The organism is Amycolatopsis sp. NPDC051373, from assembly GCF_040689465.1.
GTDB lineage: Bacteria > Actinomycetota > Actinomycetes > Mycobacteriales > Pseudonocardiaceae > Amycolatopsis.
Genome location: NZ_JBFBAE010000010.1, coordinates 149,714 through 174,606 on the forward strand (window position 1 = coordinate 149,714; position 24,893 = coordinate 174,606).

The 24,893-nt window shown below is 63.4% G+C and carries 47 protein-coding genes and 2 tRNA genes; 33 read left to right on the forward strand and 16 right to left on the reverse strand.

The annotated features are described in order from the left end of the window. Window positions 1-103 precede the first annotated feature (103 nt). The 5 genes from AB0383_RS20340 (at window position 104) to AB0383_RS20360 (ending at window position 3,486) form a co-directional block, all read left to right on the forward strand. Window positions 104-177: transfer RNA gene (locus tag AB0383_RS20340), tRNA-Leu, on the forward strand. Between the two features lie 1,003 nt (window positions 178-1,180). Next, window positions 1,181-2,368: a hypothetical protein gene (locus tag AB0383_RS20345; RefSeq protein WP_366188206.1), complete on the forward strand. Its 1,188-nt coding sequence runs from the start codon at window positions 1,181-1,183 to the stop codon at window positions 2,366-2,368. Between the two features lie 217 nt (window positions 2,369-2,585). Further along, a complete protein-coding gene (locus AB0383_RS20350; RefSeq protein WP_366188207.1) occupies window positions 2,586-3,008 on the forward strand; it encodes a DUF4145 domain-containing protein in 423 nt (140 codons plus the stop codon). An 85-nt stretch (window positions 3,009-3,093) separates the two neighbouring features. Beyond that, a tRNA-Asn gene (locus tag AB0383_RS20355) sits at window positions 3,094-3,169 on the forward strand. A 74-nt stretch (window positions 3,170-3,243) separates the two neighbouring features. Continuing rightward, window positions 3,244-3,486, forward strand: a complete 243-nt coding sequence (locus AB0383_RS20360; RefSeq protein ID WP_366188208.1) for a hypothetical protein — start codon at window positions 3,244-3,246, stop codon at window positions 3,484-3,486. On the opposite strand, the gene AB0383_RS20365 is transcribed toward AB0383_RS20360, so the two are convergent. Genes AB0383_RS20365 through AB0383_RS20410 form a run of 10 tightly spaced genes read right to left on the reverse strand, consistent with a single transcriptional unit; the run spans window position 3,473 to window position 6,720 of the window. Further along, window positions 3,473-3,715, reverse strand: coding sequence for a hypothetical protein (locus AB0383_RS20365; RefSeq protein ID WP_366188209.1), 243 nt, complete (start codon window positions 3,713-3,715; stop codon window positions 3,473-3,475). The genes AB0383_RS20360 and AB0383_RS20365 overlap by 14 nt on opposite strands. A gap of 16 nt (window positions 3,716-3,731) precedes the next feature. Beyond that, complete coding sequence (locus AB0383_RS20370) at window positions 3,732-3,863, reverse strand: hypothetical protein (protein ID WP_366188210.1); 132 nt, start codon at window positions 3,861-3,863, stop codon at window positions 3,732-3,734. Continuing rightward, entirely contained in the window at window positions 3,860-4,135 is a 276-nt protein-coding gene (locus tag AB0383_RS20375; protein ID WP_366188211.1) for a hypothetical protein, read from the reverse strand. The genes AB0383_RS20370 and AB0383_RS20375 overlap by 4 nt, the downstream gene beginning before the upstream one ends. 44 nt (window positions 4,136-4,179) lie before the next feature. Further along, entirely contained in the window at window positions 4,180-4,554 is a 375-nt protein-coding gene (locus AB0383_RS20380) for a hypothetical protein (protein WP_366188212.1), read from the reverse strand. Next, the gene (locus AB0383_RS20385; RefSeq protein ID WP_366188213.1) at window positions 4,551-4,847 is read right to left on the reverse strand and encodes a hypothetical protein; all 297 of its coding nucleotides are present in this window, start codon (window positions 4,845-4,847) and stop codon (window positions 4,551-4,553) included. Before AB0383_RS20385 ends, AB0383_RS20380 begins: the two co-directional genes overlap by 4 nt. Next, window positions 4,844-5,017 (reverse strand): hypothetical protein, encoded by a 174-nt coding sequence (locus AB0383_RS20390; protein ID WP_366188214.1) that lies wholly within the window; start codon window positions 5,015-5,017, stop codon window positions 4,844-4,846. Before AB0383_RS20390 ends, AB0383_RS20385 begins: the two co-directional genes overlap by 4 nt. 1 nt (window position 5,018) lies before the next feature. Continuing rightward, window positions 5,019-5,414 carry a hypothetical protein gene (locus tag AB0383_RS20395; RefSeq protein ID WP_366188215.1) on the reverse strand — a complete coding sequence of 132 codons (396 nt, stop codon included), beginning with the start codon at window positions 5,412-5,414 and terminating at the stop codon, window positions 5,019-5,021. A gap of 19 nt (window positions 5,415-5,433) precedes the next feature. After that, entirely contained in the window at window positions 5,434-5,682 is a 249-nt protein-coding gene (locus tag AB0383_RS20400) for a hypothetical protein (RefSeq protein ID WP_366188216.1), read from the reverse strand. 55 nt (window positions 5,683-5,737) lie between these two features. Next, window positions 5,738-6,367: a hypothetical protein gene (locus tag AB0383_RS20405; RefSeq protein WP_366188217.1), complete on the reverse strand. Its 630-nt coding sequence runs from the start codon at window positions 6,365-6,367 to the stop codon at window positions 5,738-5,740. 17 nt (window positions 6,368-6,384) lie between these two features. Further along, window positions 6,385-6,720 carry a DUF6011 domain-containing protein gene (locus AB0383_RS20410; protein WP_366188218.1) on the reverse strand — a complete coding sequence of 112 codons (336 nt, stop codon included), beginning with the start codon at window positions 6,718-6,720 and terminating at the stop codon, window positions 6,385-6,387. A gap of 53 nt (window positions 6,721-6,773) precedes the next feature. Here AB0383_RS20410 and AB0383_RS20415 point away from each other — a divergent pair, with 53 nt between their 5' ends. The 3 genes from AB0383_RS20415 to AB0383_RS20425 all read left to right on the forward strand — a co-directional run bounded on the left by AB0383_RS20415 (window position 6,774) and on the right by AB0383_RS20425 (window position 8,220). After that, the gene (locus tag AB0383_RS20415; protein WP_366188219.1) at window positions 6,774-7,025 is read left to right on the forward strand and encodes a hypothetical protein; all 252 of its coding nucleotides are present in this window, start codon (window positions 6,774-6,776) and stop codon (window positions 7,023-7,025) included. A 74-nt stretch (window positions 7,026-7,099) separates the two neighbouring features. Beyond that, window positions 7,100-7,630, forward strand: a complete 531-nt coding sequence (locus AB0383_RS20420; protein ID WP_366188220.1) for a hypothetical protein — start codon at window positions 7,100-7,102, stop codon at window positions 7,628-7,630. Window positions 7,631-7,884: 254 nt separating this feature from the next. Beyond that, on the forward strand, window positions 7,885-8,220 hold the full coding sequence (locus tag AB0383_RS20425; RefSeq protein WP_366188221.1) for a hypothetical protein: 336 nt from the start codon (window positions 7,885-7,887) through the stop codon (window positions 8,218-8,220). 64 nt (window positions 8,221-8,284) lie between these two features. Here AB0383_RS20425 and AB0383_RS20430 read toward each other — a convergent pair whose 3' ends face one another. The 4 genes from AB0383_RS20430 to AB0383_RS20445 form a co-directional block, all read right to left on the reverse strand. Then, entirely contained in the window at window positions 8,285-8,641 is a 357-nt protein-coding gene (locus AB0383_RS20430) for a hypothetical protein (RefSeq protein WP_366188222.1), read from the reverse strand. Window positions 8,642-8,852: 211 nt separating this feature from the next. Continuing rightward, window positions 8,853-9,017, reverse strand: coding sequence for a hypothetical protein (locus AB0383_RS20435; protein ID WP_366188223.1), 165 nt, complete (start codon window positions 9,015-9,017; stop codon window positions 8,853-8,855). A gap of 11 nt (window positions 9,018-9,028) precedes the next feature. Continuing rightward, window positions 9,029-9,241, reverse strand: coding sequence for a hypothetical protein (locus AB0383_RS20440; protein WP_366188224.1), 213 nt, complete (start codon window positions 9,239-9,241; stop codon window positions 9,029-9,031). Window positions 9,242-9,335: 94 nt separating this feature from the next. Then, window positions 9,336-9,584, reverse strand: coding sequence for a hypothetical protein (locus tag AB0383_RS20445; RefSeq protein ID WP_366188225.1), 249 nt, complete (start codon window positions 9,582-9,584; stop codon window positions 9,336-9,338). A 77-nt stretch (window positions 9,585-9,661) separates the two neighbouring features. Between AB0383_RS20445 and AB0383_RS20450 the strand changes: the two genes are divergently transcribed. The 3 genes from AB0383_RS20450 (at window position 9,662) to AB0383_RS20460 (ending at window position 11,126) form a co-directional block, all read left to right on the forward strand. Beyond that, window positions 9,662-10,672, forward strand: a complete 1,011-nt coding sequence (locus AB0383_RS20450; RefSeq protein WP_366188226.1) for a hypothetical protein — start codon at window positions 9,662-9,664, stop codon at window positions 10,670-10,672. After that, window positions 10,669-10,869: a hypothetical protein gene (locus AB0383_RS20455; RefSeq protein WP_366188227.1), complete on the forward strand. Its 201-nt coding sequence runs from the start codon at window positions 10,669-10,671 to the stop codon at window positions 10,867-10,869. Before AB0383_RS20450 ends, AB0383_RS20455 begins: the two co-directional genes overlap by 4 nt. A 62-nt stretch (window positions 10,870-10,931) precedes the next feature. After that, on the forward strand, window positions 10,932-11,126 hold the full coding sequence (locus AB0383_RS20460) for a hypothetical protein (RefSeq protein ID WP_366188228.1): 195 nt from the start codon (window positions 10,932-10,934) through the stop codon (window positions 11,124-11,126). 3 nt (window positions 11,127-11,129) lie between these two features. On the opposite strand, the gene AB0383_RS20465 is transcribed toward AB0383_RS20460, so the two are convergent. Both AB0383_RS20465 and AB0383_RS20470 read right to left on the reverse strand, forming a co-directional pair. Further along, window positions 11,130-11,615 (reverse strand): hypothetical protein, encoded by a 486-nt coding sequence (locus tag AB0383_RS20465; protein WP_366188229.1) that lies wholly within the window; start codon window positions 11,613-11,615, stop codon window positions 11,130-11,132. Continuing rightward, a complete protein-coding gene (locus AB0383_RS20470; RefSeq protein WP_366188230.1) occupies window positions 11,612-11,932 on the reverse strand; it encodes a hypothetical protein in 321 nt (106 codons plus the stop codon). Before AB0383_RS20470 ends, AB0383_RS20465 begins: the two co-directional genes overlap by 4 nt. Before the next feature lie 45 nt (window positions 11,933-11,977). Here AB0383_RS20470 and AB0383_RS20475 point away from each other — a divergent pair, with 45 nt between their 5' ends. From AB0383_RS20475 to AB0383_RS20580, 22 genes are all read left to right on the forward strand, one after another. After that, entirely contained in the window at window positions 11,978-12,697 is a 720-nt protein-coding gene (locus tag AB0383_RS20475; protein ID WP_366188231.1) for a galactosyltransferase-related protein, read from the forward strand. Continuing rightward, entirely contained in the window at window positions 12,690-13,304 is a 615-nt protein-coding gene (locus AB0383_RS20480; RefSeq protein WP_366188232.1) for a methyltransferase domain-containing protein, read from the forward strand. Before AB0383_RS20475 ends, AB0383_RS20480 begins: the two co-directional genes overlap by 8 nt. Before the next feature lie 184 nt (window positions 13,305-13,488). Next, a complete protein-coding gene (locus AB0383_RS20485; protein ID WP_366188233.1) occupies window positions 13,489-13,764 on the forward strand; it encodes a hypothetical protein in 276 nt (91 codons plus the stop codon). Then, window positions 13,757-14,245 (forward strand): hypothetical protein, encoded by a 489-nt coding sequence (locus AB0383_RS20490; protein WP_366188234.1) that lies wholly within the window; start codon window positions 13,757-13,759, stop codon window positions 14,243-14,245. The genes AB0383_RS20485 and AB0383_RS20490 overlap by 8 nt, the downstream gene beginning before the upstream one ends. Next, window positions 14,238-14,483, forward strand: coding sequence for a hypothetical protein (locus AB0383_RS20495; RefSeq protein ID WP_366188235.1), 246 nt, complete (start codon window positions 14,238-14,240; stop codon window positions 14,481-14,483). Before AB0383_RS20490 ends, AB0383_RS20495 begins: the two co-directional genes overlap by 8 nt. Window positions 14,484-14,693: 210 nt before the next feature. Continuing rightward, complete coding sequence (locus tag AB0383_RS20500) at window positions 14,694-15,035, forward strand: DUF6221 family protein (protein WP_366188236.1); 342 nt, start codon at window positions 14,694-14,696, stop codon at window positions 15,033-15,035. An 814-nt stretch (window positions 15,036-15,849) separates the two neighbouring features. Next, window positions 15,850-16,317, forward strand: a complete 468-nt coding sequence (locus AB0383_RS20505) for a single-stranded DNA-binding protein (protein WP_366188237.1) — start codon at window positions 15,850-15,852, stop codon at window positions 16,315-16,317. A gap of 39 nt (window positions 16,318-16,356) precedes the next feature. Then, window positions 16,357-16,665, forward strand: a complete 309-nt coding sequence (locus tag AB0383_RS20510; RefSeq protein WP_366188238.1) for a hypothetical protein — start codon at window positions 16,357-16,359, stop codon at window positions 16,663-16,665. A gap of 38 nt (window positions 16,666-16,703) precedes the next feature. Next, window positions 16,704-17,063 carry a hypothetical protein gene (locus tag AB0383_RS20515; protein ID WP_366188239.1) on the forward strand — a complete coding sequence of 120 codons (360 nt, stop codon included), beginning with the start codon at window positions 16,704-16,706 and terminating at the stop codon, window positions 17,061-17,063. Further along, entirely contained in the window at window positions 17,060-17,536 is a 477-nt protein-coding gene (locus AB0383_RS20520; RefSeq protein WP_366188240.1) for a deaminase, read from the forward strand. The genes AB0383_RS20515 and AB0383_RS20520 overlap by 4 nt, the downstream gene beginning before the upstream one ends. A gap of 11 nt (window positions 17,537-17,547) precedes the next feature. Beyond that, window positions 17,548-17,784, forward strand: a complete 237-nt coding sequence (locus AB0383_RS20525; protein ID WP_366188241.1) for a hypothetical protein — start codon at window positions 17,548-17,550, stop codon at window positions 17,782-17,784. Then, window positions 17,781-18,086, forward strand: a complete 306-nt coding sequence (locus AB0383_RS20530) for a hypothetical protein (protein WP_366188242.1) — start codon at window positions 17,781-17,783, stop codon at window positions 18,084-18,086. The genes AB0383_RS20525 and AB0383_RS20530 overlap by 4 nt, the downstream gene beginning before the upstream one ends. After that, window positions 18,083-18,421 (forward strand): hypothetical protein, encoded by a 339-nt coding sequence (locus tag AB0383_RS20535; RefSeq protein ID WP_366188243.1) that lies wholly within the window; start codon window positions 18,083-18,085, stop codon window positions 18,419-18,421. Before AB0383_RS20530 ends, AB0383_RS20535 begins: the two co-directional genes overlap by 4 nt. Then, window positions 18,421-19,011 carry a glycosyltransferase family A protein gene (locus AB0383_RS20540; RefSeq protein ID WP_366188244.1) on the forward strand — a complete coding sequence of 197 codons (591 nt, stop codon included), beginning with the start codon at window positions 18,421-18,423 and terminating at the stop codon, window positions 19,009-19,011. Before AB0383_RS20535 ends, AB0383_RS20540 begins: the two co-directional genes overlap by 1 nt. Window positions 19,012-19,486: 475 nt before the next feature. Next, the gene (locus AB0383_RS20545) at window positions 19,487-19,801 is read left to right on the forward strand and encodes a helix-turn-helix transcriptional regulator (protein ID WP_366188245.1); all 315 of its coding nucleotides are present in this window, start codon (window positions 19,487-19,489) and stop codon (window positions 19,799-19,801) included. A gap of 205 nt (window positions 19,802-20,006) precedes the next feature. Beyond that, a complete protein-coding gene (locus AB0383_RS20550; RefSeq protein ID WP_366188246.1) occupies window positions 20,007-20,186 on the forward strand; it encodes a hypothetical protein in 180 nt (59 codons plus the stop codon). After that, on the forward strand, window positions 20,183-20,332 hold the full coding sequence (locus AB0383_RS20555; RefSeq protein WP_366188247.1) for a hypothetical protein: 150 nt from the start codon (window positions 20,183-20,185) through the stop codon (window positions 20,330-20,332). Before AB0383_RS20550 ends, AB0383_RS20555 begins: the two co-directional genes overlap by 4 nt. A gap of 266 nt (window positions 20,333-20,598) precedes the next feature. Then, window positions 20,599-20,925: a hypothetical protein gene (locus AB0383_RS20560; protein WP_366188248.1), complete on the forward strand. Its 327-nt coding sequence runs from the start codon at window positions 20,599-20,601 to the stop codon at window positions 20,923-20,925. Between the two features lie 65 nt (window positions 20,926-20,990). After that, window positions 20,991-21,233 (forward strand): hypothetical protein, encoded by a 243-nt coding sequence (locus tag AB0383_RS20565; RefSeq protein WP_366188249.1) that lies wholly within the window; start codon window positions 20,991-20,993, stop codon window positions 21,231-21,233. Between the two features lie 8 nt (window positions 21,234-21,241). Then, window positions 21,242-21,421: a hypothetical protein gene (locus tag AB0383_RS20570; protein WP_366188250.1), complete on the forward strand. Its 180-nt coding sequence runs from the start codon at window positions 21,242-21,244 to the stop codon at window positions 21,419-21,421. 157 nt (window positions 21,422-21,578) lie between these two features. Then, entirely contained in the window at window positions 21,579-23,126 is a 1,548-nt protein-coding gene (locus AB0383_RS20575; protein ID WP_366188251.1) for a hypothetical protein, read from the forward strand. A gap of 12 nt (window positions 23,127-23,138) precedes the next feature. Next, window positions 23,139-24,890 (forward strand): phage portal protein, encoded by a 1,752-nt coding sequence (locus tag AB0383_RS20580; protein WP_366188252.1) that lies wholly within the window; start codon window positions 23,139-23,141, stop codon window positions 24,888-24,890. Window positions 24,891-24,893: the final 3 nt, after the last annotated feature.

Here is a 24,893-nt window from a genome sequence, read left to right on the forward strand (position 1 = left end):
ACAACTGAATAGGCGTTCCGTAGCTCAAAGGTAGAGCGCCTCCATGGAACGGGTAACGCCGCCGGAGGATGGATACGGGTTCGAATCCCGTCCGCGCGCACCTGCCCCTCTAGCCCAACTGGCAGAGGCATCTGATTTAGGATCAGAGGGTTCCCAGTTCGAATCTGGGGAGGGGCACGCGGTGATGGGGATAGAGTGGCCACTAGCGCACATGCCGGACAGAGGGCCGGGCAGTGCCGCCCCTGATCTAGCCACAACTGAATAGGCGCGCGGTAACTCAGTGGTAGAGGAAATTGTGTCCCGAGGTTCGATTCCTCGGCCGCGCTCGGTCCTCGGGGGTGACGGCGGTGGTTCAAGAGATCGCCGGTGACGAACGAGGCGTTGGTGACCGCGTGATGGCACCCCTCCTGCGTGTCTACCCGGGCGCAGAACTGAGGCACTCGGCTTAAGGTCGATACCGGGGGCCACAAGCTGGCGCGCGGACCGTCAGATCGGGAGGTCGGGCAACCGAACACCGACCAAGTCCGCACAGCCCCGGTCGCTACCTTCGGGTGGCACGGCCGGGGCTCTCAATACCTGCCGGTTGAGCCTTGCTCCCGGCAGTTGATGCGGTGAACCCGGGCATGGTGCCCAGGGAGATCCTGGTGACGGGGCTGTTGCTGCCCTTCATGAAACACCCGGGTTCACCGCGCCCTTCGGGTTGTGCATCGTTCCCCGTACGAGCGTAAGCGGCTTCATCCGTGTCCGGCGTCAACAGAGAGCCAAGCTCTGAGACGCCCGGGTCCTCGGATGGGTCGGATCCCTTGGCAGCGGATCCCGTGCGGCGATCGATGCACAACCCTCCACATTCCGGCCGCCCCACAACACACGGCGCGGCTTCAGGTACGGACCGCCCCGGCCCGACGCAAAACAGGGGCACTAACTTCCAATGATCCCGTGAGGGGTGACGTGATGGCGCTGTCTGATCTGCTCGCCGGCCCACGGGACCGTCGGGTCCCTCTGTGCACGATCGCGAAGCTGTCCCTGTCGATGCCGGACGAGGACTTGACCGCGTTCGCCGCCGCCCTGGCGGACGAGAACACTACTGCCGCGTTCCTGGCCCGTGTGATGCGGGCTGAGGGCTACGACATTGGGGAGTCGACGATCCGTCGCCACAGGCGTGGGGATTGCAGGTGCGGCGATGTCTCTGCATGACCGCCTGACTGAGGTTCCCGTGTCGACACCGGCGCACCGTCCCCGCGCCGCGGCCCCGAAGGGCTTCGAACCCTCTGTGAAGTACGAGGGCAACGCGCCGGCTGAGGTCTCGATCTCGCTGCCCGCGATCGGGGACGATGAGAGAGTGTGGCGCGAGGAGATCAAACGGGTCACTGGCCTGGACATCCCCGAACACCGCGAAGTGGTTCTGACCGATTCACGGTATTGGGGCAACCCAGAGGCCCCGAACATCTACTGTCGGTTCAAGATCGTCGATCGTGACGGTGCCGCTGATCGTCTCGACCTGGCCGAGATCATCCGTGTCGTCACGGCCGCGAAGAAGCCGAAGCCGGCGAAGACCACCACTGACCGTGCACTGGTCGTGGCGTTGGCGGACATGCAGGTCGGGAAGGTTGCGTCCCGTGGCGGCACGGAGGAACTCCTCACGCGCCTGTGGGAGAAGCTCGACGCACTGGAGAAGCACTCCAAGCAGATCAAGGCCGACACCGTGTACCTGCTCGACGTCGGCGACTGTGTCGAGTCGTTCGAGAACGTCGCAGCACAGGGCTTCACGAACGACCTGTCGTTCCCCGAGCAGCTGCGTGTTGCCCGCCGCGTGTTCACCGAGTTCGTGGTGAGGCTGTCGAAGCTGCACCCCAACATGGTCGTCGCTGGTGTCCCGTCGAATCACGGTGCGTGGCGACGCGGCAAGGACTCGCTGGGGCGTCCTGGTGACGACTACGGCGTTGAGACTCTCGTTGCCGTGGCGGACGCCTGCACGCTCAACCCGGACGCGTTCGCGCACGTCGCGTTCCGTGTCCCGGGCATCTGGGAAGAGACGATGTCGTTCGACATCCACGGCACGATCCTCGCGATGGCGCACGGCCACCAGGTGAACCGGCCGAACAACGTGCCGCAGTGGTGGGCGAACCAGGTGCATGGTGGGCAGCCTGCGGCGGACGCCGACATCCTCCTCACTGGTCACTTCCACCACCTTCGCGTCGAGCCCACCGGGCGCTCAGCGCACACGAGTAAGTCGAAGTGGTGGTTCCAGGCACCGACCGTCGACAACGGGTCGGAGTGGTACCGGCTGCGCGCCGGCCACGACTCCGACCCGGGCCTGTTGACCTTCACGGTCGGCTCTGACGGCTGGGACAACCTCAAGATCCTTTGATGCCCTGTACGATCGCATGATGCCTGGACACACTGGTATTCGCGCATTCACTCATGGTGCACCAGATTCTCGCAGTGAATCACCTACGACTTCGGACGCGTTCTATGCCTTCAAGTGCCCTCTGTGTTCGTAAGCGGTATACGGGGCGGTGCTGGCAGCTTCCTGGGAAGATGGTCCGAGCGTGGCGTGGCTTCGCTGCACGAACTGCCACGGAGGCGTGGTGCTCAACGGGCACCGGATGTCGCCCACGGGCTTGGCAGGCGAGCATGTCGACGGACTGCCTCCAGACACCGCGGCAGCCTACGACGAGGCGCGGGTGACGGCATCGGGGGGTGCGTTTACGGCCTGTGAGCTCATGTGCAGGAAGATCCTCATGCACGTGGCCGTTGACAAAGGCGCGGACACCAACAAGAGCTTTGCATACTATATCGACTTCCTGCAAAACGCGGGCTTCATAACGCCGCCGATGAAACCGTGGGTCGATATCATCAGGCTGAGGGGGAACGAAGCGACGCACGAGATTCCGGCGTCCACTCTGGAGAAGGCTACCGGTTCATTGGCGTTCACGACTCAGCTCCTGCGCCTGGTGTACGAGATGGAATTCCGGGCAGCACAGTTTATGCCGCCACCTACTGCCTAGCGGCTTGGTGTCATCGAGTGGCGCGGGCATCGCTGCCGGCGGTTTCGCCCGCGGCCTTGGCTCGCTCCATTCGTCCCTCTCTCGATGGCTAGTAGCTCAGATGGCAGAGCACGCGGCTGTTAACCGCGCTGTCGCAGGTTCGATCCCTGCCTAGCCAGCCAACACCAACTCATGTCGTGATCTTGTCTACGACGCTGCCCGTGTAACGGGCTATACATCACGACTGGAGGCCACCGTGTCTGATGAGTTCAACCTGGCTGACCGGCTCCCCGAGGGTGTCGTTCCGGTCAGCTTCGTGGCTTCGGTGAAGGTGCTGCACGCGAACGGCGACGTTGGCTTGTTTCACCTGAACCATGAAACCATGATGCCGTGGGAGGCGGTGGGGATCCTCACCTCGCACATCGACGACCTGCGGGACCACATGCGCAACGGCTACGTCGAGTACGACAGCGGGGATGACGACGCTAGCGCGCTGTGATTGATGCGGCGTGGTCGCGGCAGACCCGGCATGCGCAGTCGCGGTAGAAGCGGTTGGGGTGCTTGTCCCGACCGGTGTGGATCAGGTTGTGCGGTACCCCGTAGTAGCCGGCGCAGGTTGCGCACCAGTAGTGGTTGCTGTGTCGGGTGCAGTCGACGGGGAGGAACTTCTCCCCGGGCTCGCAGCGGACTTCGGTGATCCCGTAGTAGGTGCTGCGGGTGTAGGTCATGGGCCGGTCCTGTCTCTCATTTGGCGTCCTTGTAGTAGTCGGACGCGGGTCGGTTCTGGATGACGTCTCGGCACGTGGTGCACAGGACCCCGTTCTCAGCAGGCCGCTTGTCGCACTTGGAACACTTGACGGTGTCGGTGTCGCTCATGGTCGTGATCCTCGCAGGTGTTCGTGTCGGGCTTGGAGCAGGAGGCGCCGGCGTTCGCGCTCATCGGCGATGGCACGCGAGTGGGGTCCGGGGACTTCTTCGACGACGTAGTCTTCGCGTGGCCGGTGCAGCTGGTGTTCCAGCGCCCAGTCACGTTCGGCCTCGTCTTTCGCCCAGTACGGTTCCGGGTTGGTGGATCCGATCATGGTGACGAGTAGGTCGTCACGGAGCGCGATCCGCCACAGTGTCTCGCCTGCCCCTGGTTCGCTCATGTGTTCGACTGTAGATCTGGCCGGTGTGCCGGTCAAACGGCGGGTCACTCCTCGACAGCTTGCAGGGCGGCGATCGCGGCCAGACGGTTCTCTCGGGTTCTGTCTCGTCGCCACGCATCGACCGCGTCCCGCGCGCGGTATCCGGTCTTCAGTCGAGCAGTGGTCTGCTTGACTTTGCTGGCTTCATCACTGTCGGCGGGTACGGCCACGTAGTGCCAGAAGCTCCATGTGGATCCTTGCCGGCTGCGCTGGTCTGCGATCTTGAACCGGGCGTTCGTGAACCCTTCGACGGTGAACGACAGCTTCGCGACCTTCGCGATGGTGGTGGTTCGCGGCTGGGGGTCTTCGTTGCGGTGGCTTTCGACGTAGACGACGACCGGCGTACCGGGCTTGATCCAGTCGGGGGTTTCGGTGGTCACTGCTTGCCTGCCTGGTTGTCGTCGAGTGCGGCGGCGATCGCCTTGACGGTGGCGCACGGGTACTCGCGGTACTCGCCGGCGGCGTTGAGGCAGCCGGTGCAGACTAGCCGCGTGCCAGCCGCGTACTGCGGGCCTTCGTCCTCCGGGGTGTGTTCGTCGAGGACGGCGCGCAAGGCGGCGAACGCCTTCGGGGCCAACAGCCCGAGGTAGTCATCGCAGTCGTGTGCGCATTCGCCGTCGGGGTCGGTGTAGTCATGGGCGTAGGCGTCGAGCAGTTCCTGTGCGGTCTTCACTGCTGGGTCTCCTTCGTCGGGTGTGGTGTGGGAGCCAGTTCGACCCATTCGGCGGGGATGGTGTCTCCTGGGATGCCGAGACCTGTCCAGCTGTAGAGCTGGACGGTTCCGTCGTCCGCTCGGACTGCATGTTCCATGCCTGCCGGCTGGGCGGGGGCGTAGATCTTCATGTCAGAGCTTGCGGGCGATGTCGAGGGCGGCGGCCGCGAGTTCGAGCAGTTGATCCTTCGCCAGCAATATGCTGAGGGACTTGTAGCTGTCGTAGTTCTGGGTGTGGATGGTGAAGCCGGCGCCGGTGTTGGTGTTGTAGATCTCGATGCTGTCGTTGGTGAAGTGCCCGTAGACGACGAAGGTGTTGGAACCCTCGTGGGTCGTCGTCTTGCGTACCGCCTTCCCGTTCTGGATGAGGTTGTGGAGCACGTCGTCGAAGAATGACGTGAAGTGATTCGGGTTCTTCGAGTCGACGAGGCGGACGCCGGCGCGCTTGGCGCCGGGCTGGACGACGTTGTCGACGATCCACGTGGTGTTGTCGATCGTGATCTCGTCGCCCTTGGTGAAGGTGGTCACTGTTGGTCCTTTCGGGGAGTCAGTTGGTGAACTGGATGTCTTCGCGGCCGATGTTGTCTCGGCACCAGGTGGTGACCGCGGCGTGGACGTCGTCGATGTTCTCGGGGTCGACGACGACGATGCCGACGTGGTTGGCCATCGCAGGGGGAGCGCCGCGCCACCCAGCGATGGCGTCCGGGGTGTAGATGTCGAGCGGGATGGAGTGCCCGCTGTCGGCGATGAGGTTTCCGTCGTCGCCACGGTGGGGCGTGAACACGGTGTGCCGCACCCATCGGATGGTTTCGGCGGTGCGGTGCGGAACGGGTCGAGGTCGATCTCGGTCATCAGTACCATCCCATTCTCTTGTCTCGTCTCCTCTGGGACACCAGGAGTTCCCGACCCCACGAGCCTTGCCAGTCCACGCGTCGCCCGTAGCGGCGGTGAAGCTTCGACATCAGCGCAAGGTTGTCGGTGCACAGGTCGGGCCAGATGTCGTGCCACGCCATATCCCACCGCGTGCCAGCCGGCCATTTGACGGTGTACGCGTCAGCTTCGTGGATCTCCACGCGAGGGTCCGTGAGGTAGTGGGTACCAACGAGGGCTTTGACACGCGGGTCCTTCTCCACGACGTCCACGTGCTCGACGTGTTCGCAGGCAAGAGCCGCCTTGAGCACCATGCCGATACCGAGACCGTTGATGAGGACTCGTCTCGTATCCAAGTCCCTGATCTTCCGCACCGCTTCTCTGTGGTCGCGCCATTCGGCGATGGTGTCGGACATCCAGAACACGCCACGCTCGGTCAGCTTGGTGTAGACGCCCGGATGCACGCCACGCCCACGGTGGGTGAGGTAGGACATGCTGGATTCGAAGTCGGTCACCTCGAAACGACTGACACTTAGCCCGTTTACTTCGCCTTCCGGGATTGTGACCTTGTGGTCGTAGTCCTGCCAGGTTCGCCAGGTCGCGAGAGTCATTGCAGTTCCCTTCCTGCTCAGGCCGCGATCAACTGGGCGGCAATTCGGTGGTAACAAACGTGCTGTCCGCGGATGCCCGCGGTGCAGGTGCATGCCATGGGGGCGGTGAGGTACTGCCCGGTGCCGTTGCTGGACACGGTGCGGTAGACGCGGGTGTGGTTCTTCTTGAGGAGCTGGATCCCGCCGTCTGCGATGAGTTCGAGGGCTTTGGCGACCTGCGTGGGCTTGTAGGTGATGACGACAGCGGCGGCACGGATCTTGCGTTCGCAGGTGGGCCCGTAGCCGCGTGCGATGGACTTCTCCGATCGGAGGGTGCGTCCGCAGCGGGTGCATTTGCCGGTGCTGTTCGTCATGGAAGCAACAGTAGTGGATAGTGGTGGATAGTGCAACCCTGGAAGGGAACCCCATGAACAACTGGTCCTGGTACTGGACTGTCTGGGCGAGCGTCATGTTCGTCGCCTTCGCCATCCCCGAGTTCTGGGCACTCGCCACCGGCCACCCCGAGAACACCCTCAGCGAGAACGTGTGGCGCCTCGAACAGGTCTCCCCAGGGCAGCACGTGTGGCAGTGGACTGCCCTTCACATGCTCATCGGCGGAGCCCTGTTCCTCCTACTGGTGTGGCTCGCTTTCCACTTCACGTTCGCCATCTGGAAATAGCCGGCAACCCTGCCTGACCTGCACATCCTTAATGACACACACTGCCAATAACTGACAACTGGGGGTGATCCACCATGGCTCAGAGTGACGACAATGGTCGGCTCGAACAACGCGACTGGGACATGTGGAACGCCTACGTCCGTGGCGCCACACAGCAGCAGTTGGCGATGAAGTACAAGATCACGCACTCTGCGGTGTCGCAGCGGCTGAAGAAGATCCGCGAGTCGATTCCGTTGGAGGAGAAGCAGCAGGTGGTTCGCCGGCACCTGGATGCGCTCGCCACGATGTCCACCGAGTTGTGGCAGCTGGTGGATTCGGATCCTGTCCCCGCCTACAGCAACGGGAAGCGCGTCACGGCCATCGACGACGACGGAACTGAGACGCCTGTGTGGGACCACAGTGGGCGTTTGGCTGCGATGGATCGGCTTCGCACGTTCATGGAGCGTGAGGCGAAGCTGGTGGGGTTGGATGCGGCGATTGAGGCGAACTTGAATGTGGAGGATCGCCGGCCGCGGGAGTTGCTGAACTTGATTGATGCGAAGCGGGCTGAGGTTGCGGCGCGTGAGGCTGAGTTGCGTGGGGGCAGTGATGGTGTCGAAGCTTGAGTTTGGCCGCGGCAGCAACCTGTGGAAGTACTGGACGAGGGGCGAGGGTCTGGCCCGTTGGGCGGAGTCACCTACCCCGTTCCGAACTCTGCGGATCGAGCTTGCCAAAGAGGGCGTTCCCGAGGGGATGATCGACGGGTTGACGGCGAACATCTATCACGAGGTGTTTCACCGGTGGCCCGGAAAGCATGACGGTGGGGATCACGGAAACACAGCTGGAGACAAGGTCGCCGGGAAGTGAAGGGGAACAGCTGATGGCTCAAACCGAGACTGACATTGTGCGGTCGCTGACGGAGACCTTTCGCCCGGTACGACAGGGCTGCGAGATGCCCGGCTATGACGGGCCGGGCATGTACTTGAAGGTTCGATACCGGCAGCCGTTCTGTGTGAAGCTGGCGGCAATGGTGTGGGTCGAGAACGTGGAGGTTGCGGGGAATGCCGCCCAGCGGTTCTCGAACATGATCGGGTTGCCACTGGATATCCAGGTGTTCGACAACAGCCCGGACGCTGATGACCCAACCGGCAGGTTCGCGTTCCCTGCCCAGTTGCGTGTGGTCCCGACGGGTCCGGCGCATGCGGACGACCGCTAGCCCCGAGAGTTGATGTGAGGAGACCCCGCCAGGATGTGGTCCTGGCGGGGTCAGTAGTCGTCTCTCAGTCGTTCGGCCAGCTGACGGTGGTGTGGACGATGGCGGTATCGATGAGGCCGTCAACGATGTCGCCGGTGTCGCCGCGGTAGTCGGGTCGGGGATTGACGCCGGCCATGTTGCGGGCGTGCTCGACGATGGCGGCGCGCACGAGGTCACGAAGTTCGTCGATCGGTGTCGGTGACACGAGTTCCCGCACGGGTCCGAGGTCGGTGACGTCGTTCCAGTCGTACGAGGTGTTGCCGTCGACAGTCCAGCCGTGGGAGTTGCGTTCGACGAACATGCCGTTGTCGGTTTGCAGCAGTGTCACGTTCTGGGGTTCGGGGCTGTCGGCGGTGAAGACGCGCGGTTCGGTGGTGGTCATTCGGTTCCTCATCTCGGATTGAACCCGGTGCATCCGCACGTGGGCTTGTAGGTGTTGAACTCGGCCAGGTAGACGTGGCGGTTGTTGTGGCAGACACCCAATCCGATACCAACCCATTCGCCGGCTGCGGTTTGGTGCCCGTGCTGTCCGCCGGAACATCCGCAGGTGCATACCTGGTGGTCACGGTCGAACATCGGAAGGATTCGGGTGGTCATGCGGTCACCAAGCTGCAATCGCAGACTTCGTTGACCCACAGACCACAGTTGTCACCGTGACCTTCCGCGTCCGCCTCGACTGGTTCGACGAGGTCCGCGCAGTCGCAGGGCCCGTCGAGCCAGGTGTCACAGTTGTCGTGGTGCCAGTCCTTCGCGGTCATCGGTCGTCCTCTCAGAGGGTGTCGAGGGTGTAGCGCTGGAACCAGTCGAGGACGGTGACTGCGTCGTATCCGCGGGCTTGCATGCGGTCCATGGCGCGCCTTCCGGCGTTGCGGGGGGTGGAGCCCTCGTGGTGGTACAGGTCGGCGAGGTCGAGGAAGACGAGGTAGGGGTCTGCCGGTTCCGGGGTCGTGAACGCGGTGAACGGTTCGGCGACGGCGGTCATCGGTGGATCCTCTCTGGATGGTGTGGAACGGGGATTGGTGGACGCCGGGTCTCGGATGCCCGGGTGCACGGCCTAGCCGCTCACGCCCGATCGGTCAGTGCCCGCGGCGTCCGAGGGTGACCTTGATGTCGAGGATCGCTTTCGCGTTCGCTTGCGGCGATTCCTGCGCGAGCGCCAGGTAGACCTTCAGGTCTTCGCTGGGCACCGAGTGGAGCCGTCCCATGCGGACGTCGCGCCGCATGGTGTATTCGAGTTCTTCTCGTGCGGCCTGGTAGGAGTTCCGCGCCGCAGCGATCGCAGCTTCGGCCGAGGCGATGGTGGCGGCGAGTTCGGTGGCGGTCATCGGGACTCCTTTGGGTTTTGGGGGTGGTCCCCGCTGATGACCTAACACTAGTGGATAGTGATGGATAGTGCAACCCAATGAGAGGGCAACACGTGAGGATCTTCTATTGGCTCTGCGACTCACAAGGCGTAGGCCACTACCGGGCACTGGCCCCCGCGGCAGCAATCCGCGACGCCGGCCACCACGTCACCTGCTCCGAACGAATCCCCGACGAAGCCCATGACGGTGCGTTTGACGTCATCGTCGGCATGCGCGTCTGCAACGAAGGCGCCTCACGCACCTGGCAGAGACTCGCCACCGCCGGCCACACGAAGCTGGTGTTCGAGATCGACGACGACCTGTGGCACGTGGACCCCAGCAACAGACCCGCCGCGGCGTTCTACCGGGACGACGTCCTGAAGCGCCTCACGCGCAATGTCGAGGTAGCCGACGCGGTCACCGTGTCCACCGAACCTCTCGCTGACGTACTGCGCACCATGAACCGCAATGTGCACGTCGTGCCCAACCAGATCCCCGCATGGCTGCTCAACCACGACCGGCCGGCCACAGACACGCTCACCGTCGGATGGCGTGGGGGATCCTCACACTCCCGCGACTTCGGCGAACTCGCCCGCCCCCTCCGCTCCTGGCTCCAACACCCCACACAGCGCGGACGCGTCGGCTTCCACTCCATGGGCGCCGACTACACGGCACGCGTCACTACCCGCCACACCACCACACGCCACACCCCGTGGATGCCATCGGTGGGGGACTTCCTCCGCGCCATCGACTTCGACGCTGCCCTGATCCCGCTGCGGCCGAGTGTCTTCAATGACTCCAAGAGTGAACTCGCCCTGCTGGAAATGTCGGCGTTGGGGATCCCGTCGATCGTGTCCGACACGGGCCCGTACGCGCGTGCCATCCACGCCGGCTGTCCCGCGTTGGGCGCCACCGACGCGCACGCGTGGCGGGATCTGCTGGGGGAGCTGTTCGACCCCGTGTACGGCGAGGATCTGCGCGCGCAGTGGGGGAAGCAGGCCCGCGACTGGGCCCGTACCCGCACCTTTGACCTGAACGTACATCGGTGGGTGGAGGCGTACGAATCATGAAGGACTACCCGCCGCCGTTCGAGCTGTACTCGCCCTGCAACAGCTGGGGTTGTCGCGTGGTGGCGTTGCACCATCTGCGCGGTATCAGCCCGAACCGCCGCTTGTATGGCGATCGCCTGTCGGAGACGTGGGAGCGGTGGATGGGCCGTACGTGCCAGACGTGCGGACACCAGTGGCAGGAACGGATGCCGGACTGATGACCGCCACCTGGTCTCCCGGACATTCACCCATCGTCGATCAACTACAGGAGCCGTGAATCATGACCAACTTGCCGTGCCAGTGCGCGTCCCGTATCGGTGTCTGCGCCGGCCCCAACGCCGCGACCCCGGACCGTTGCCCGGATGGCTGTCTCACCGACGAAGCTAGTGCACGCGTCACGGCGGAGTTCGACGCGGACTTCCCGCTGGGTGTGGCGTGCTCGATCACCGACCCCGACTGCGAAGCCTGCCAGTAAGGGTTAGGCGGCTCGCTTCTCGCGTGCTTCCGCGGTGGCGACTCGGCTGTTGAGTAGTGCCAACTTGTTCCGCAACGTCGTGTACCGCTGAAGGTCGCGATCCATCTTGGCAAAGCGTCGCCGGCCGGCCCGTGCCGCGGACTTGGATCGGGAGTTGGGCGACAGGTTCACTACGGCACCGTCAGTGGTGTCCTCCGCGGTGAGCGCGTCGAGCTTTGCGGCGACGTTGTCGCGTTCCTCCCGCAGTGATGCCGCGGACCGGTAGACACGCGGCTTGCGTTCCTTTTTCGGCGCCGGCTCGGTCTCGGTCAGCTGCACCCACTGTTCGTCACCGTCCTGAACGAACCATTCGAGCAGCGGCGGGAACTTCAGTGCGCCGCCGTTGCGAGCGAGCCACGCGGCCTGCCGCTGCAACAGGACCTGCATGTACTCGTCGCCGCTGATCGGTTCAGTCAGTGGGAGGTCGGTACCGGGAATGTCCTTTGTCATCGCTGAGCCTTGACGATGGCTGCGATCAGGAGCATGTCGTAGTCAAGGGCAAGCATGTCCTCATCCGTCTCGGCGTCGATGAACGCCTGTTCCACAGCGGCTGATGCTTCGGGGTGGCGATTCTCCAGCTCGTTGACCACCCAGGAGCGGGTCAGGTTGAGCGCCTGTGCGTCGTCGTAGTTTTTCGTGCGCTGCGCGGTTTCGCGGGCCTCGTCGATCTGCGGACCGAGTGCGGTGAGGCTGGTGATCAGCGTCTGAGTGGACTGGGCTTGGACGAGACGCTGGGCCTTGTTGCGAAGGCTGGTCGCTGCGGTCATAAACTCATCATAGTGGATAGTAGTGGATAGTGCAAGGGGTGTTCATTGACTCTCGCCGTACTCGTGCCCTGGCACCAAACCCCCGACCCCGTCGGCGCACACCGCGCCCGACTCTGGACCTACCTCCGCCAACAATGGATCAACACCGGAGTCCACCTCATCGCCGGCTCCGACCCCATGGCCGCCGAAACAGGCCGTTTCTCCGTGTCCCGCGCCCTCAACAACGCCGCCCGCAAAGCCCCCGACGACGTCGACATGTTCGCCCTCTACGGCGCCGATCACATCCCCAACACCGACGTCTTCCACTGGGCCGTCATGACCCTGGAACGCCAACCGTGGACACCACTCCACCGCGGCATCAACTACGCCACCCCCAACACCACCGAAGCCCTGTTATCCGGCCGAATCAGTGTCGACGGGTTGGAGTGGGGCGCAATCCACCCGGACGCCCTGTGCCCGGGTGTCCTCGCCGTGAGACGCGCCGCGTGGGACTACGTCGGCGGCATGGACGAGAACTTCGAGCAGTGGGGCTATGAGGACTCGGCGCTGGTCGCGGTGCTCTCCACCGTGTTCCCCATCCGCCACCAGCCACTCACGCCACTGTTCGAGCTGTGGCACCCCGAGTCTGCACGGGACTTGTCTGAGGCGAACCCGAACCGGCAACGCTTCGAACAGCTCTACGCGCCGGCGATCGGCGATCCGGAACGCATCCTTCGTGTCGCGAACGCGTGGCGCCTCGACCGACTGGGGAACAGCAATGGCTGAACACCGCCTGTACGACCCCGCGGATCCGCCGGCATGGCTGGACCCGATGTGGTGGGCTGACAGTGAATCCTGCAATCACCTCGCGCACCCAGGAGGTGTGCACACGGCACGGTTGACCGCGGTCGCGGACACGGTCACCAGTCTGGTGCGGGAACACCGCATCGACTGGATCACCGATGTTGGCGCGGGGGATGGGGCGCTTCTGTCGCTACTTCCTGCCGGGCTGCGTCGGAGTGCGTGCGGGTTTGAGCTGATCACGGAATCGGTTCGTTACGCCAACGACGTCCGCGGTGTCGAGGTCCGTGAAGCGAACGTGCTCACCGACGACATCCCATGGGGTGCGCCAACGAATGTTGTGGCGTGTACCGAGATGTTGGAACACCTCCCGGATCCGCACGGGTTCGTCGGCGGTGTGCTTGCAGCGAACGCGGACTGGGTCGTGGCATCCTCCCCGCACGGCGAGACCCCTGAGCGGCACGAGTGGAACCATGCGTGGGCATGGGACCACGACGGGTACGCGGCCATGTTCACGGCCGCCGGCTTCGATGTTGTGGAACACAGGTCGGTGGAGTGGTCACAGATCCTCGTTGCCCGAAGCCTGTCGTAGTCTCCACCGATACTGGTGGCATGACATGGTTCAAGCGCAAGAAGCCCGCACTGCGGATTACGATCAACCTCGTGTCGTCCGTGCCGTCGGAACGTCTGGCCGCTGCTGTCTCGCGTCAACTGGCGTGGGCGCTACGGGCACGTTGAGGCCATAGCCTGTCGTGGTCGTGCCCCATACTGGAGTCATGGGCAAGAAGGCCGAACAGATCTTCGATGAACTCTTCGACGGCTATCAGGCGTTGGGCAATGTCATCCTCGAAGAGGACAACCCCAGTGCCCGACTGCTGGCGTACCTAGACGGGTATTGCGACGCGATGACCCATGCCAGCGAAGTCCTCGAACGCGACCGTCCGAAGCTGAAGCGCCTGTTCCCGTTGTTGAAGGTGAAGCGGATCCGCAGTGCTGTGTTGAAGGCGATGGCGGAGCAGCGCGCGTGGCGCGAAGGGGAAGATCGTGGATGACTGGGACGACGACCTGAACGCGGCCATGGAAGGCATCCGACGCAAGGCGAAAGCCTGGGAGGATTCCGAACTGGCCCGCATGGAGGAAGACCTCACCGCGCACCCGACCGGCCTGTACGGGAGGGTGCCGCCACCCGGCTACTGCCATCCGTACCACGAGCGGCACAAGCGGACCATCATCGACTGGCTCGACGGGAAGTCGTACGGCGGCCATGTCCTGCACCTCCCGAAGCCTGTCTCGTTCAAGGCGATGATCGCGGATCCTGGTGCGCTCCCGATCCCGAAGCTTGATGATATGTCCTCGCGGACGATCACGATGCAGAGAGAGAAGGCGTTCGCGGTCGCGCCGTATGTCGGCCGGCCCTTCGTCTACTGGTGGTGGTCGGCTGTCGACGACATGGGCCGCGGTGCTGGCGGTGAAGAGACACACCTTGCGTACACCGTTCCCGAGTATCAGTGGTGGGGAGACGACCGTGGATGACCTGATTCGCGTTGAGGTCGCGGACGAAGTCGAAGCAGCCGGCTCGATCCTGTGCGACTGCGACCCGGACAGCAACCCACCGATAGGGAAGCGGATCGGAACCCGGTGGGAGACCATCACGCATCACTGCGAATGCCGTGCCGTGCTGGTGTCGGCTGTGGTCCGCCGCGGCTTGTCGACGACGCTGCACGAGCGGGAATGCTCGGATCACGGATACGGGGAGCACTACCGTGGATGACCTTGGGGAATGGGAAGAGCATGTGCGCAGGCAGTGGGAGTTCGAACGCCTGGGCATGGACACTCTGGGACTGATTGGCAGCACGCGGCAGTGTCTGGTGCTCAACAGCCGCTACTACTGCCCGGACGGTCAACGACACAACTTCATCCCCGCGCGCCGTTGGTTCCGCAGGGCTGAGGTGTGCGTTCGCTGCGAGGACTGGAGACGACCATGACCACGACTACCGTGGATGACCTGATCACTTTCCTCCGCGCGCGGGAGAACGAGCGCGAAGCCGCAGCCAACGCCGGCCACGGGGTCCACTGCGCCAGCCTGGATTCCTGCTACGAACAGAACGGTGATCTCCCGGACTACGGCCGGTGTGACTGCCCCAAGCGGTGGACGCTCGACGACGTGGCCGCCAAGCGGCAGATCATCGAGTTACACACGCCCGACTGGCCCTGGAACAAGGCGTGTGGCTGCTGCGGAGAAGCGGCTCTGTGCCGAACGCTTCGCCTGCTCGCTCTGCCGTACGACGAGCACCCCGATTATCGCGAGGAGTGGCGCCCGTGATTTGTGGAGCCCTGTCGCCGATCTCCGGCACCGCATGCGGGAAGCCCCAGCATCTGCCGAACGACCGCGGGCACGACGGTCACGACCCTGCCGGCCGCCCCGTGTCGTGGCTGGACGGTGAGCCGCGCGAGTACTCCACGTGGGAGGTTGCGAAGGCCAACCCGTACGCGTGGCGAGGAGCGGCAACGTCTGACGAACGCGACACGATCAAAGCGAAGCTGTCTGACGGTGAATGCTGGGTCCGCTCTGACGCGGTGACCCACTATGGCCGCGAGTTCTTCGCTGCTCTCGGTGGCATCCCGGTCGAGAACGTGCACCCTGTTGGCCCGCCGCGAGAACAGGACTAGGGATGACCCCATTGGTTCGAGGTACTGTGCGCCGGCTTGGTATCCGCCAGCCGTGCCCGTGCATGGCGTGGCCACAGCGGTACGTGCTCAGTACACCTAGCTACGACTCCACGCAAGCGGAGTGGGATCGAGTCGTGGCGCAGTCCCGGATCTTCACGATGTCGCTGCCAGAGATGACGTTCAAGTCGCAGCGGGTGCAGCGTTGCGCGGGTGAATGCCCGATGGCCGGCGGTCCCCGTTGATCACCTGCAAGCTGTGCGGTAGAAGCAAGACCTACGACGGCTACTGCTCTCCGCTCGCCGTGATCACCCTGCACTGGATGAATGACCACCCGATCGAATGGGGCCGGACGGATCCCCGGGATGTGCCGTACATGCCGAACCATCCCGACTTTCGCGACTGATCTTGTCGTACCCGGGTGGGACAATGGACGAAGCAGCAAACACGAGAACGCTAGGAGCGTAATCATGGCGAATGACACGACGATCACAGTGATCGGCAACCTCACGAGCGATCCGGAACTCCGCTTCACCCCGTCGGGTGCGGCGGTCGCGAACTTCACCATCGCCAGTACCCCGCGCTCGTTCGACAAGCAGACGAACGAGTGGAAGGACGGCGACGCACTGTTCCTGCGCTGCAACATCTGGCGCCAGGTCGCCGAGAACGTCGCCGAATCCCTCGTTCGTGGTGCACGAGTGATCGTGCAGGGTCGGCTGGTGCAGCGCTCGTTCGAGACGAAGGAAGGCGAGAAGCGCACCGTGATGGAGTTGCAGGTGGATGAGATCGGCCCGTCCCTCAAGTACGCCACGGCGAAGGTGAACAAGGTCAGTCGCAGCGGCGGTGGTGACTTCGGTGGTGCGCCGGCTGACGACGCGTGGGGTTCGAAGCCGACCCCTGCGGGCCCGTCTAGCTTCGGCGATGAGCCCCCTTTCTGATCGGCATAGCTTGTCGTGGCCGTCGGGGATGATTGAGGCATGACCGATTTCAACCCCGACGGCACCGTCCCCGACCCCAACGATAACAACACCGCGTACGCGTCCGGTGGCATCCTGCCGACACGCATGAACCTGGAAGAAGCGATCCACTTCCTGAACACGTACACCGATCGCCCGGACAACCGAAGCCCGGAGCAGAAGGCTGCCGATACAGCGGCTTACTGGAAGCGCCGGCGTCGGGAGTTGAGACGTGAGCGGTTGTCGCGGGTCGGTTGGGTACTGCGCGGGGTGCTTCCTCGTGGGTGGAAGCGGTACGAATGCGACTGTGACTGCGGGCATTGGATTTGAACCCGTAGCTTGTCGTAGGTGCCGGGGACACTAGACGTATGGGCATCTTCGGAATCAAGACTTACTATTTCCACAATGATCGCAAAATGCACTCGTGGGACTGGACCGGTGAGGTCAAGAACGACGGGTGGCCGCTGGCTGGTGTCCGATGCTCTATCTGCGGCGAGGAACGAATGATCGGCGTGGACAAGGACAACATTGGCCTTCGCTACGGCTGTGTCCGGGTCGCCATGCGGGATCGATACGAGTGGCGCGACCTGATCGTGATTGACAGCGGTCGCCTGGACCGGATCGAAAAGGCTCTGGGTGGTGGGTACTGGTTGACCAGCAACCTGGGTGGGGGTCGGTATCGGGTGCACGAATCGGAATTCCGTCGGTTTGTGGCGGCGGACCGATGAACCGCCCGTCGTGGGACACCTACTTTTTCACCCTCGCCGAACATGCTGCCTCACGCGCAACCTGTCCTCGCCTGTCGGTGGGTGCGGTGGTAGTGCGGGGGAAGCGAGTACTGTCCACCGGATACAACGGTGCACCAGCCGGCGAACCGCATTGCACCCACCCGATCGACGTGCCGTGCACTCAGGCGATCCATGCCGAGTGGAACGCGTTGGACGCACAGTTCGGGCCGTACGACGGGGCGACGATGTACCTGACGCACTCGCCGTGCCAGTCCTGTCAACGCCGCATCATCGACGCCGGTATCGCGCGCGTGGTGTACCGCACCGCGTATCGGGATCCGGACCTGACGCAACTGGAGCGGTTCGGGATCACCGTGGAGCACCAGCCGAAGACGCCGGACATCGAGCGGTTCAAACAGGCACTCCGTGAAACCCGGGTAGTGCACCCGAACTGGCCGAACTGGCCTTACTGATGGGAGTGGCGATGAACGACAGCAACAACGACTTCGTCCGGCTTGCCCTGCTGATGCTCCGTCGAGCCGGCGGGGAGATGCGCATCAGCGACGAAGAAATCGGCGAGATGAACCTCATCGAAGAGGACTACGTCATCGAGGCGTCCCACGACGAGTGGCGCCGTGAGACGGTCCTTCGGATGAAGCTCAAGCCGCACGTCAAGGCTCTCGCTGACTTGGAGGCGACCGTGAAGGACCGTGAAGCGTGAGCTGGTTTGAAGACTTCGCCCAGAAGATGATGACTACTTTCGCACCCGCGGGGGTGTTGGAGTGCCCGATCGACGGGTGTGATGCTCGGTTCACTGTGCCTGATGTTCGGTTCTCCCTCGGTGGCGGCTTGTTCACAAGCAACCATGTGGCGTTCACGGGTGTACCGCTCGCGACGGTGGAGGAAGCCCTGCGAGGCCATTTCGAGTCGCACGAGGTCATTGACTTGTTGCAGACGATCCGGAACCGGGACTACGAGATCCGCGGACTCCGCGCCGCACTCGACATCCAGGAGGACGCGTGAGTGACGACTTCTACACCCCCGACGGCAAGCGTGCCTGGTACACGAAGACCATCTTCGGCACTCGGCAGCACCTCACCCTTGACGGGCTGTTCCCCGACGAGACCGCGTGCGGGCATCCGGCGAGTGGGTCGTGGTCGAACCTGCCGATCCGTACCTCGATCGGCATGACGTGCAGATGGTGCATCCGTCGCGTCACCAAGCACGGGTCTCACGGGCGTGCACCGATGGCGTACCCGTGGCTCCTGGTGGCCATGGTCGCGAAGCGGTGGCAGCGTATCCGTCCGCCGAAGCCGAGTCCTGAACCCGAGACCTTCAGCACGGATGAGCTGTTCTGATGTCTGTGAACCTGATCGACGTCACGATGGACGTGACCGCCGTGGTTTGCACGATCCCCCCGCGTGCGAAGCGTCTCCGTGCCGCTCTCGCCTCCATCGCGATGCAGACTGTGCAGCCGGCCGGAATCGTCGTGGAGTACGACCATCACCGTACGGGGGCCGCGGCGACGAAGAACCGTGCCTTGGCTCGCGTGTCGACCCCGTGGGCGGCGTGGCTTGACGACGACGATGTGTGGTTCCCGAACCACCTCGACGTGTGCGTCCTCGCGGCGCATGAGTCTGGGGCCGACGTGGTGTACCCGTGGCCTCAGATGCAGGGTGCGCCAGACTTGCGCCCGGACCGATTTGGGCAGCCGTTCGACCCGGTGGCGTTGCGGCGCGAAAACTACATCCCCACCACTGCCCTGTTCCGTGCCGATTTGGCGCGCGAGGTGGGTGGGTTCCAGTGCGTTCCCGGTACGTCGTATGACGACTGGGGGTTGTGGCTTGCGATGCTCGACGCCGGCGCGACGTTTCATCATGTGCCGGTGAAGACGTGGGAGTACCGGCATGCGGGGCAGAACACCTCGGGGAGGCCTGACGCATGGTGAGCCATCACGTGCACCTGTTCAAGCAGTACCGGGATTTGCCGCGCCGGTGGCTTGTTCAGTGGGAGACGTGCGGCTTTGACGATGAGGGGAAGAGTGCGGATTCGCTGCACCACTTCTCGTTTGTGTCGTGGCTGGACGCTGTTGGGTTCCTCCGCGCCAGGGGCTGGTAGTGATCGACAACATATTTCCATCGCGCGAGGTTTCCTTGTGAAGATCACGCCTGAATGAGACAATCAGTTAAGGTCGAGTTCTCTACCCTGAATCAGGGGGTGAGAGACATGTGCCCAGACTGCATCACCTTCACACGTCTCGCGCGATCTTGGTCAGTCAGCACCAAGTTCCTCGGTGACCTCGTCCGATCCGGACGGCTCACCACCCACGAACACGGGGAACGCACCACCATCACGCGCGAGTCGGTACAGGAATGCATGTGGCTGATCGCGATGGCGAAAGCCGACCTGAATGAAGAGGCAGCATGAGCAACCTTCCGCATTACGAAGCCGATGAACTTGACGAACTGCTCGGCATCGACTACAGCGACCCGCAGCAGCGGTTGGCGCACTTCCTCGTTGAACAGGACTACCAGTGCCTTGCTGACCTCGTCGAGATCCGCAAGGCGCGAGGCTTGTCCCGGGACGAGGTAGCCGAACGCATGGGGCGGACCGTGGAGCAGGTCGCAGACTTCGAGTGCGTCAACTCCGATCCTTGCCTGTCCACGATCCGGAGATATGCGCTGGCAGTCCACGCGATGGTCTCCCACGTCGTGACTCCTGTACTGGACGAGGACTGATGATCCGCGGCTACTTTTACGAGGACGATGAGCCGGCCGACAAGATCTCAGCCGCGTATGAGGACGGTGTGCCGGTCCGGTCGCGTCGGCCGTGGTGGCTTGGCCGCTACTGGGCAACCGGCTTGCTCGATATGACGTACACGCTGCTTCATTTGCTTCCGGGTGTCCGACGTTGTCCATGGTGCCGATTGGAGGACGAGGAAGCATGAGCGACTTCGACCGCCCGTTTGTCCCTCGCTACGACGACGTGGACGACTGCTTCATATGTGGCCAGTGGTCCAGCTGGGCCGAGGCTTGGGGCCGCGTGTTTGACCTCATGATGACCCACGCGAACGTGCCACCTGCTCTCGCCGGCCCGAACGCCAGCAAGGCCCGTGAAGCATGAGCGACTATGCAACGGGCGGCACCATCCAGCCGTGCACGCAGGACGACGACTGTATCCCCGTCCTGATCGACTGCGGGTACGTGCTCCCTGAACGGCTCGTGCGCGAGTACGGATGCGCGTGGTTCCCGGAGAACCTCGACGACTGAATGCGGGGGAGTGGCGATGCTTCATTGGATCGGCCACATCCTCGGCTTGGACGACGCTTCCGGGCCCTTCTACCTGTTCTGGTCGGGCATCTGCGCCGATCTTGGCATGGTCGCCGGAGCCTGGACGGTGGTCCGCAAACACAACTGCGACCGACGCCGCTGTTGGCGGGTTGGACGCTTCCACCACGGTGACCGCGTCTACTGCAAGCGGCATCATCCACACGACACCCCTGACGGTCCCGCTCCACTCGACTAAGGCGGCTCCGATGGTCTGGGAAGACGCGAAGTACCGAGCTGGTGAGGTCGCTCGACTCCAGCCTGAGCAGACGAAGCGTGCCCCGGGCAAGAAGGACCGCAAGAAGTGGTGCCGTGGCAAAGAGGGCGTGCCGCATGTCGTTGAGACCCGGTTCGAGCGGTGGGCGATCACGGGCCGGCATGGCTTCGAAGACCGCTGTGGCTGGTTCATTAACCACCGCACGGGCAAGCCCATGTGGTACAGCTGCGCCCACGAGGACTACTGCACGAACTGCGGTCGCATCATGTCTCGCAGCAAGAGCCAGTGCCCGGACTACACGGAGCCACCGGAGGCGTAGCGTTCACTGAACCGCCACGTTCACCCGAGTTGAACACTCGCCCACGTTGAACGCGAGGAGCGGCCATGAACGGCAACCGCACCTGGTCCCTCTGGTTGGCCGGCACTCTCGTGTCGTTCGCGTGGTGGGAACGCAAAGCCCTCCTCTCGCGGATCCCTGAGAAGCCGTCTGAGACGTTGACTGCGACCGTGCGCCGCTGGATGGGGGTCAAGCCCCGTGCGCCGCGCAGGTTCGTCCTGGTGCCCGTATTCACCGCCTTCTGCGCCTATCTCTTCCTCCACTTCGTGGCCGGCCGCTTCAACGCGTAGGAGGCCCTGTGGTGCTTCAGCAGCATGACCTTCTGGTGCAACTCGCCGTGGTTGAGCGCCGCATCGACTGGGCTTTAGACCGGCACGACCCGCGCATGTTCGCGATCTCCTGCCAGCACCGCGCACAGATCAAGTCTCGCCTGCTCGCTCTCGCCGCCGATGTGGCAACGGAGATTGAAGCAGCGTGAAGATGGTAGACTGGCCGGCAATGGCCTGGTGAGGCGAGGCGTGTCGAGCTGGGGCCCGGCGAGGTGGGGCAAGGCTAGGTTTGGCTAGGGATAACTTCAAAGGTTGAGGCCCGGAGGTTGACACCTCCGGGCCTCAGTCATGTCCGGGAGGCGAACATTGTCTCCCTACCCGAGAACTGTCGACGGCCGGTTCGACCTTGATGCCTACCTCGCGCAGTACCGCGCACCGGAGATGCGGGAACTCCTCGACGACCCAGAGGGACGACGGGTTCTCACCCGCCTCGACCCTCTGCTGTTCGCCCTCTGCTATGTCCCGCGCCACCTGAAGGACCCAGCGTTCGGCAACGGAGAGATCACCTTCGCTGAGTTCCACATCAGCATCGTTCAGCAGGCACTGGAATGGATCCGCCGCGACACCGAGCCGGCACAGTCCCGCGATGCCTACGTTGCGCCTCGCGGAATCGGAAAATCAACGTGGCTGTTCCTGATCCTGCCGCTGTGGGCGGCCGCGCACGGGCATCGGAAGTTCATCGCCGCCTTCGCCGATTCCGCCGACATGGCGCGACGCCACCTCGGCACGTTCAAGCGGGAGATCGAGGAGAACCAGCTTCTCCGGACTGACTTCCCTGATCTGTGCTCCCCGGCGCGGCGTGCGAACGGTTCGCTCCGCGCGGACCGCATGGAGATGTATCACGCCTCCAACGACTTTGTGTTCATCGCTAAGGGTATCGACTCGAACGCTCTCGGGTTGAAGGTCGACGAGCGTCGGCCCGATCTTCTGATCCTCGACGACATCGAACCGGACGAGAAGAACTATTCTGCAGATCAGAAAGAACAACGGCTCAACACTGTGTTGGCGACAGTGTTCCCGATGAACGTGTACGCCCGCGTCATCATCTCCGGCACCGTCACGATGCCCGGTTCGATCATTCACGACTTGGTCAAGACCGCCCGCAAGATGGATGATTCGCCGGACTGGGTGCGGGACGAGAAGATCCGATGCCATTGGTACCCGATCGTCGTCACCGACGAAGTGACCGGTGAAGAACGACCGCTGTGGCCAGCGAAGTATCCGATGAAGTACATCATCGAGAACCGCCACACACGTCACTTCCGCTCACAGATGATGAACGACCCGATGGCTGTCGATGGTGCCTACTGGGTCGACACTGACTTCACTCATCGGGACGACATCAAGGACACCCACTGCATCCTGTCGATCGACCCGGCGGTAACGAGCAAGAAGAAGTCTGACTTCACCGCGCTCGTCGTCGTCGGATTCAACCGGGAACTCGGCGTGTGTGTCCTCCGAGACGCGTGGGCACTGCGAATCCAGCCAGGTGAGCCGCTACGGCAACGAGTCATACAGATCCTCGACCAGTACCCGATGATCGCCGGAATTGTCATCGAAACTAACCAGGGCGGCGACACGTGGAAGGCGATCCTTCACGGAATGCCATGTCCAGTTAAGACCGTCCACCAGTCGGCACCGAAAGAGATCCGCGCCGGGTCTCTGCTCACCAAGTATCAGCGAAGCAAGGTGTTTCACGCCAAGCCACTGCCTGCGTTGGAAGAGCAGATGGTGGCGTTCCCGAAGGGCGCCAACGACGACCTTGTGGATGCGGCAGGAACTGGTGTGACGGTGTTCCTGAAGGACGACAAACCCAAGCGCGACAACACCCCACGATCAGCGTCGTACATCTAGAGGAGGTAACCAGTGGCTGCTCTCCTCGAAGACGACAAGCGTCCGACGAACCAGGACCTGGACAACGCACTGGCCGCGATGCGGACCGCGTCCCCGGGGTATGACAAGGCGGAGAAGAAGTACGAGGGGAACGCGCCGGAGGTGTTCGCGTCGCCGCGGATGCGCCGCGCGATGCGCCAATCGGGCATCAACTATCAGCTGAACTTCGACGCGATCGTTGTGGACTCGGTGGCGGATCGATGCGAGATCGCGTCGATCACCGCCAACGACGGCGACAAGGACAGCCCGGACGCAGATGCCGTGATCCAGGCGGTGTTCGAGGCCAACAAGCTCGAACTTCAGGCCCCGAACACGATGCGGAAGGCCTCAACGTTCGGTGACGCCTACATCATCGTGTGGCCCCGCGATGGAGCCAAAGAGACCGACGGCAAGTACAAGCCCGAGGACATCGCCCTCTACTACCAGGATCCGCGCACGGTCCGCGTGTTCTACAAGGCGTCGAACCCCAACGAGATCGACTATGTGATCAAGAAGTGGGAGATCGCGGGCAACAAGGTCCGCGTCGACTTGTACTACGACGACCGGGTTGAGTCGTACGTCTCCAAGGGTAAGACCAAGGGCAAGCGCGCCGCCGACTTCGAACCCACCACCGGGACGAACGCGGACGACTCCGATCAGGACGCGGACGACGACAACCCCGCGCCCGTCACGCCCCACAGCTTTGGCCGGCCGCCGGTGTTCCACTTCAAGACCGACGCGGATCAGTACGGCAAGCCGGAACACAAGGGCTTCTACCCGGTCTCGGATATCCTGCACAAGCTCGCTGTCGGTCACATGGCCGGCGTCGACTACCAAGCTTTCCCGCAACGCTATGCGCTGTTGGACCCCGAGTCTGACACGAGCGAAGCAGCGCGGCTGGACGAGGGCTTGTTCTCCTTTGGGATGCAGCAGGGCGGCACCACTGAGGACTACGGCATGGAAGGCCGTTCCCAGTTCCGCGCCGACCCCGGCTCCATCTGGATGCAGAAGGGCATCAAGGATTTCGGCCAGTTCGATCCCGCGGACCCACACAACTTCACGGACCCAGCAGAGTTCTACCTCCGCTGCGGGGCAACGATCACGAACACGCCGCTGCACTACTTCGACCCCTCGGGCGATGTTCCGTCCGGCGAGTCGTTGAAGACGGCGGAAGCACCGTTCGTGAAGAAGGTCAAGACCCGCATCGCGTCCTTCGGTGACACGTGGCGCGAGATTTTCCAGTTCGCGCTGAAACTATGCGGATACCCGGACATGAAGGTCACGGTCCGGTGGGAACCGGTCGAGTCCAACGACGACGCCTCGACGTGGGCGAACACCCAGTCGAAGCAGGCATCTGGTGTCCCGGTGAAGCAGACGCTGATGGAAGCCGGCTACACGGAGTCCCAGGTCGACGAGTGGGAAGACGAACGTGAGTCCGGTCTGCCGCAGAAGGCCGAACTGCTCTTGCAGGTCGCAGAGGCGGTCGCGGCGTTCGCTACCGGTGTCACCGCCGGGGTCATCTCCATGGAGCAGGTCAACGGGATCATCACCCACCTGATTGGGGATGTCACCAATGACGAACCCGGCACCGCCCCAACAGCCGACCCCGCCGAATCCGGCACTGATCTCGCGCCACGACAAGGAAGCGCTAGCAGCGGAAGCAGCGCTGATAGCGGTGACAGCGGGCCTTTTGGCCGCCAACGTCGCACTAGCCGTGGCAACGGCGAAACGCCTATGGCTGCGTAACTT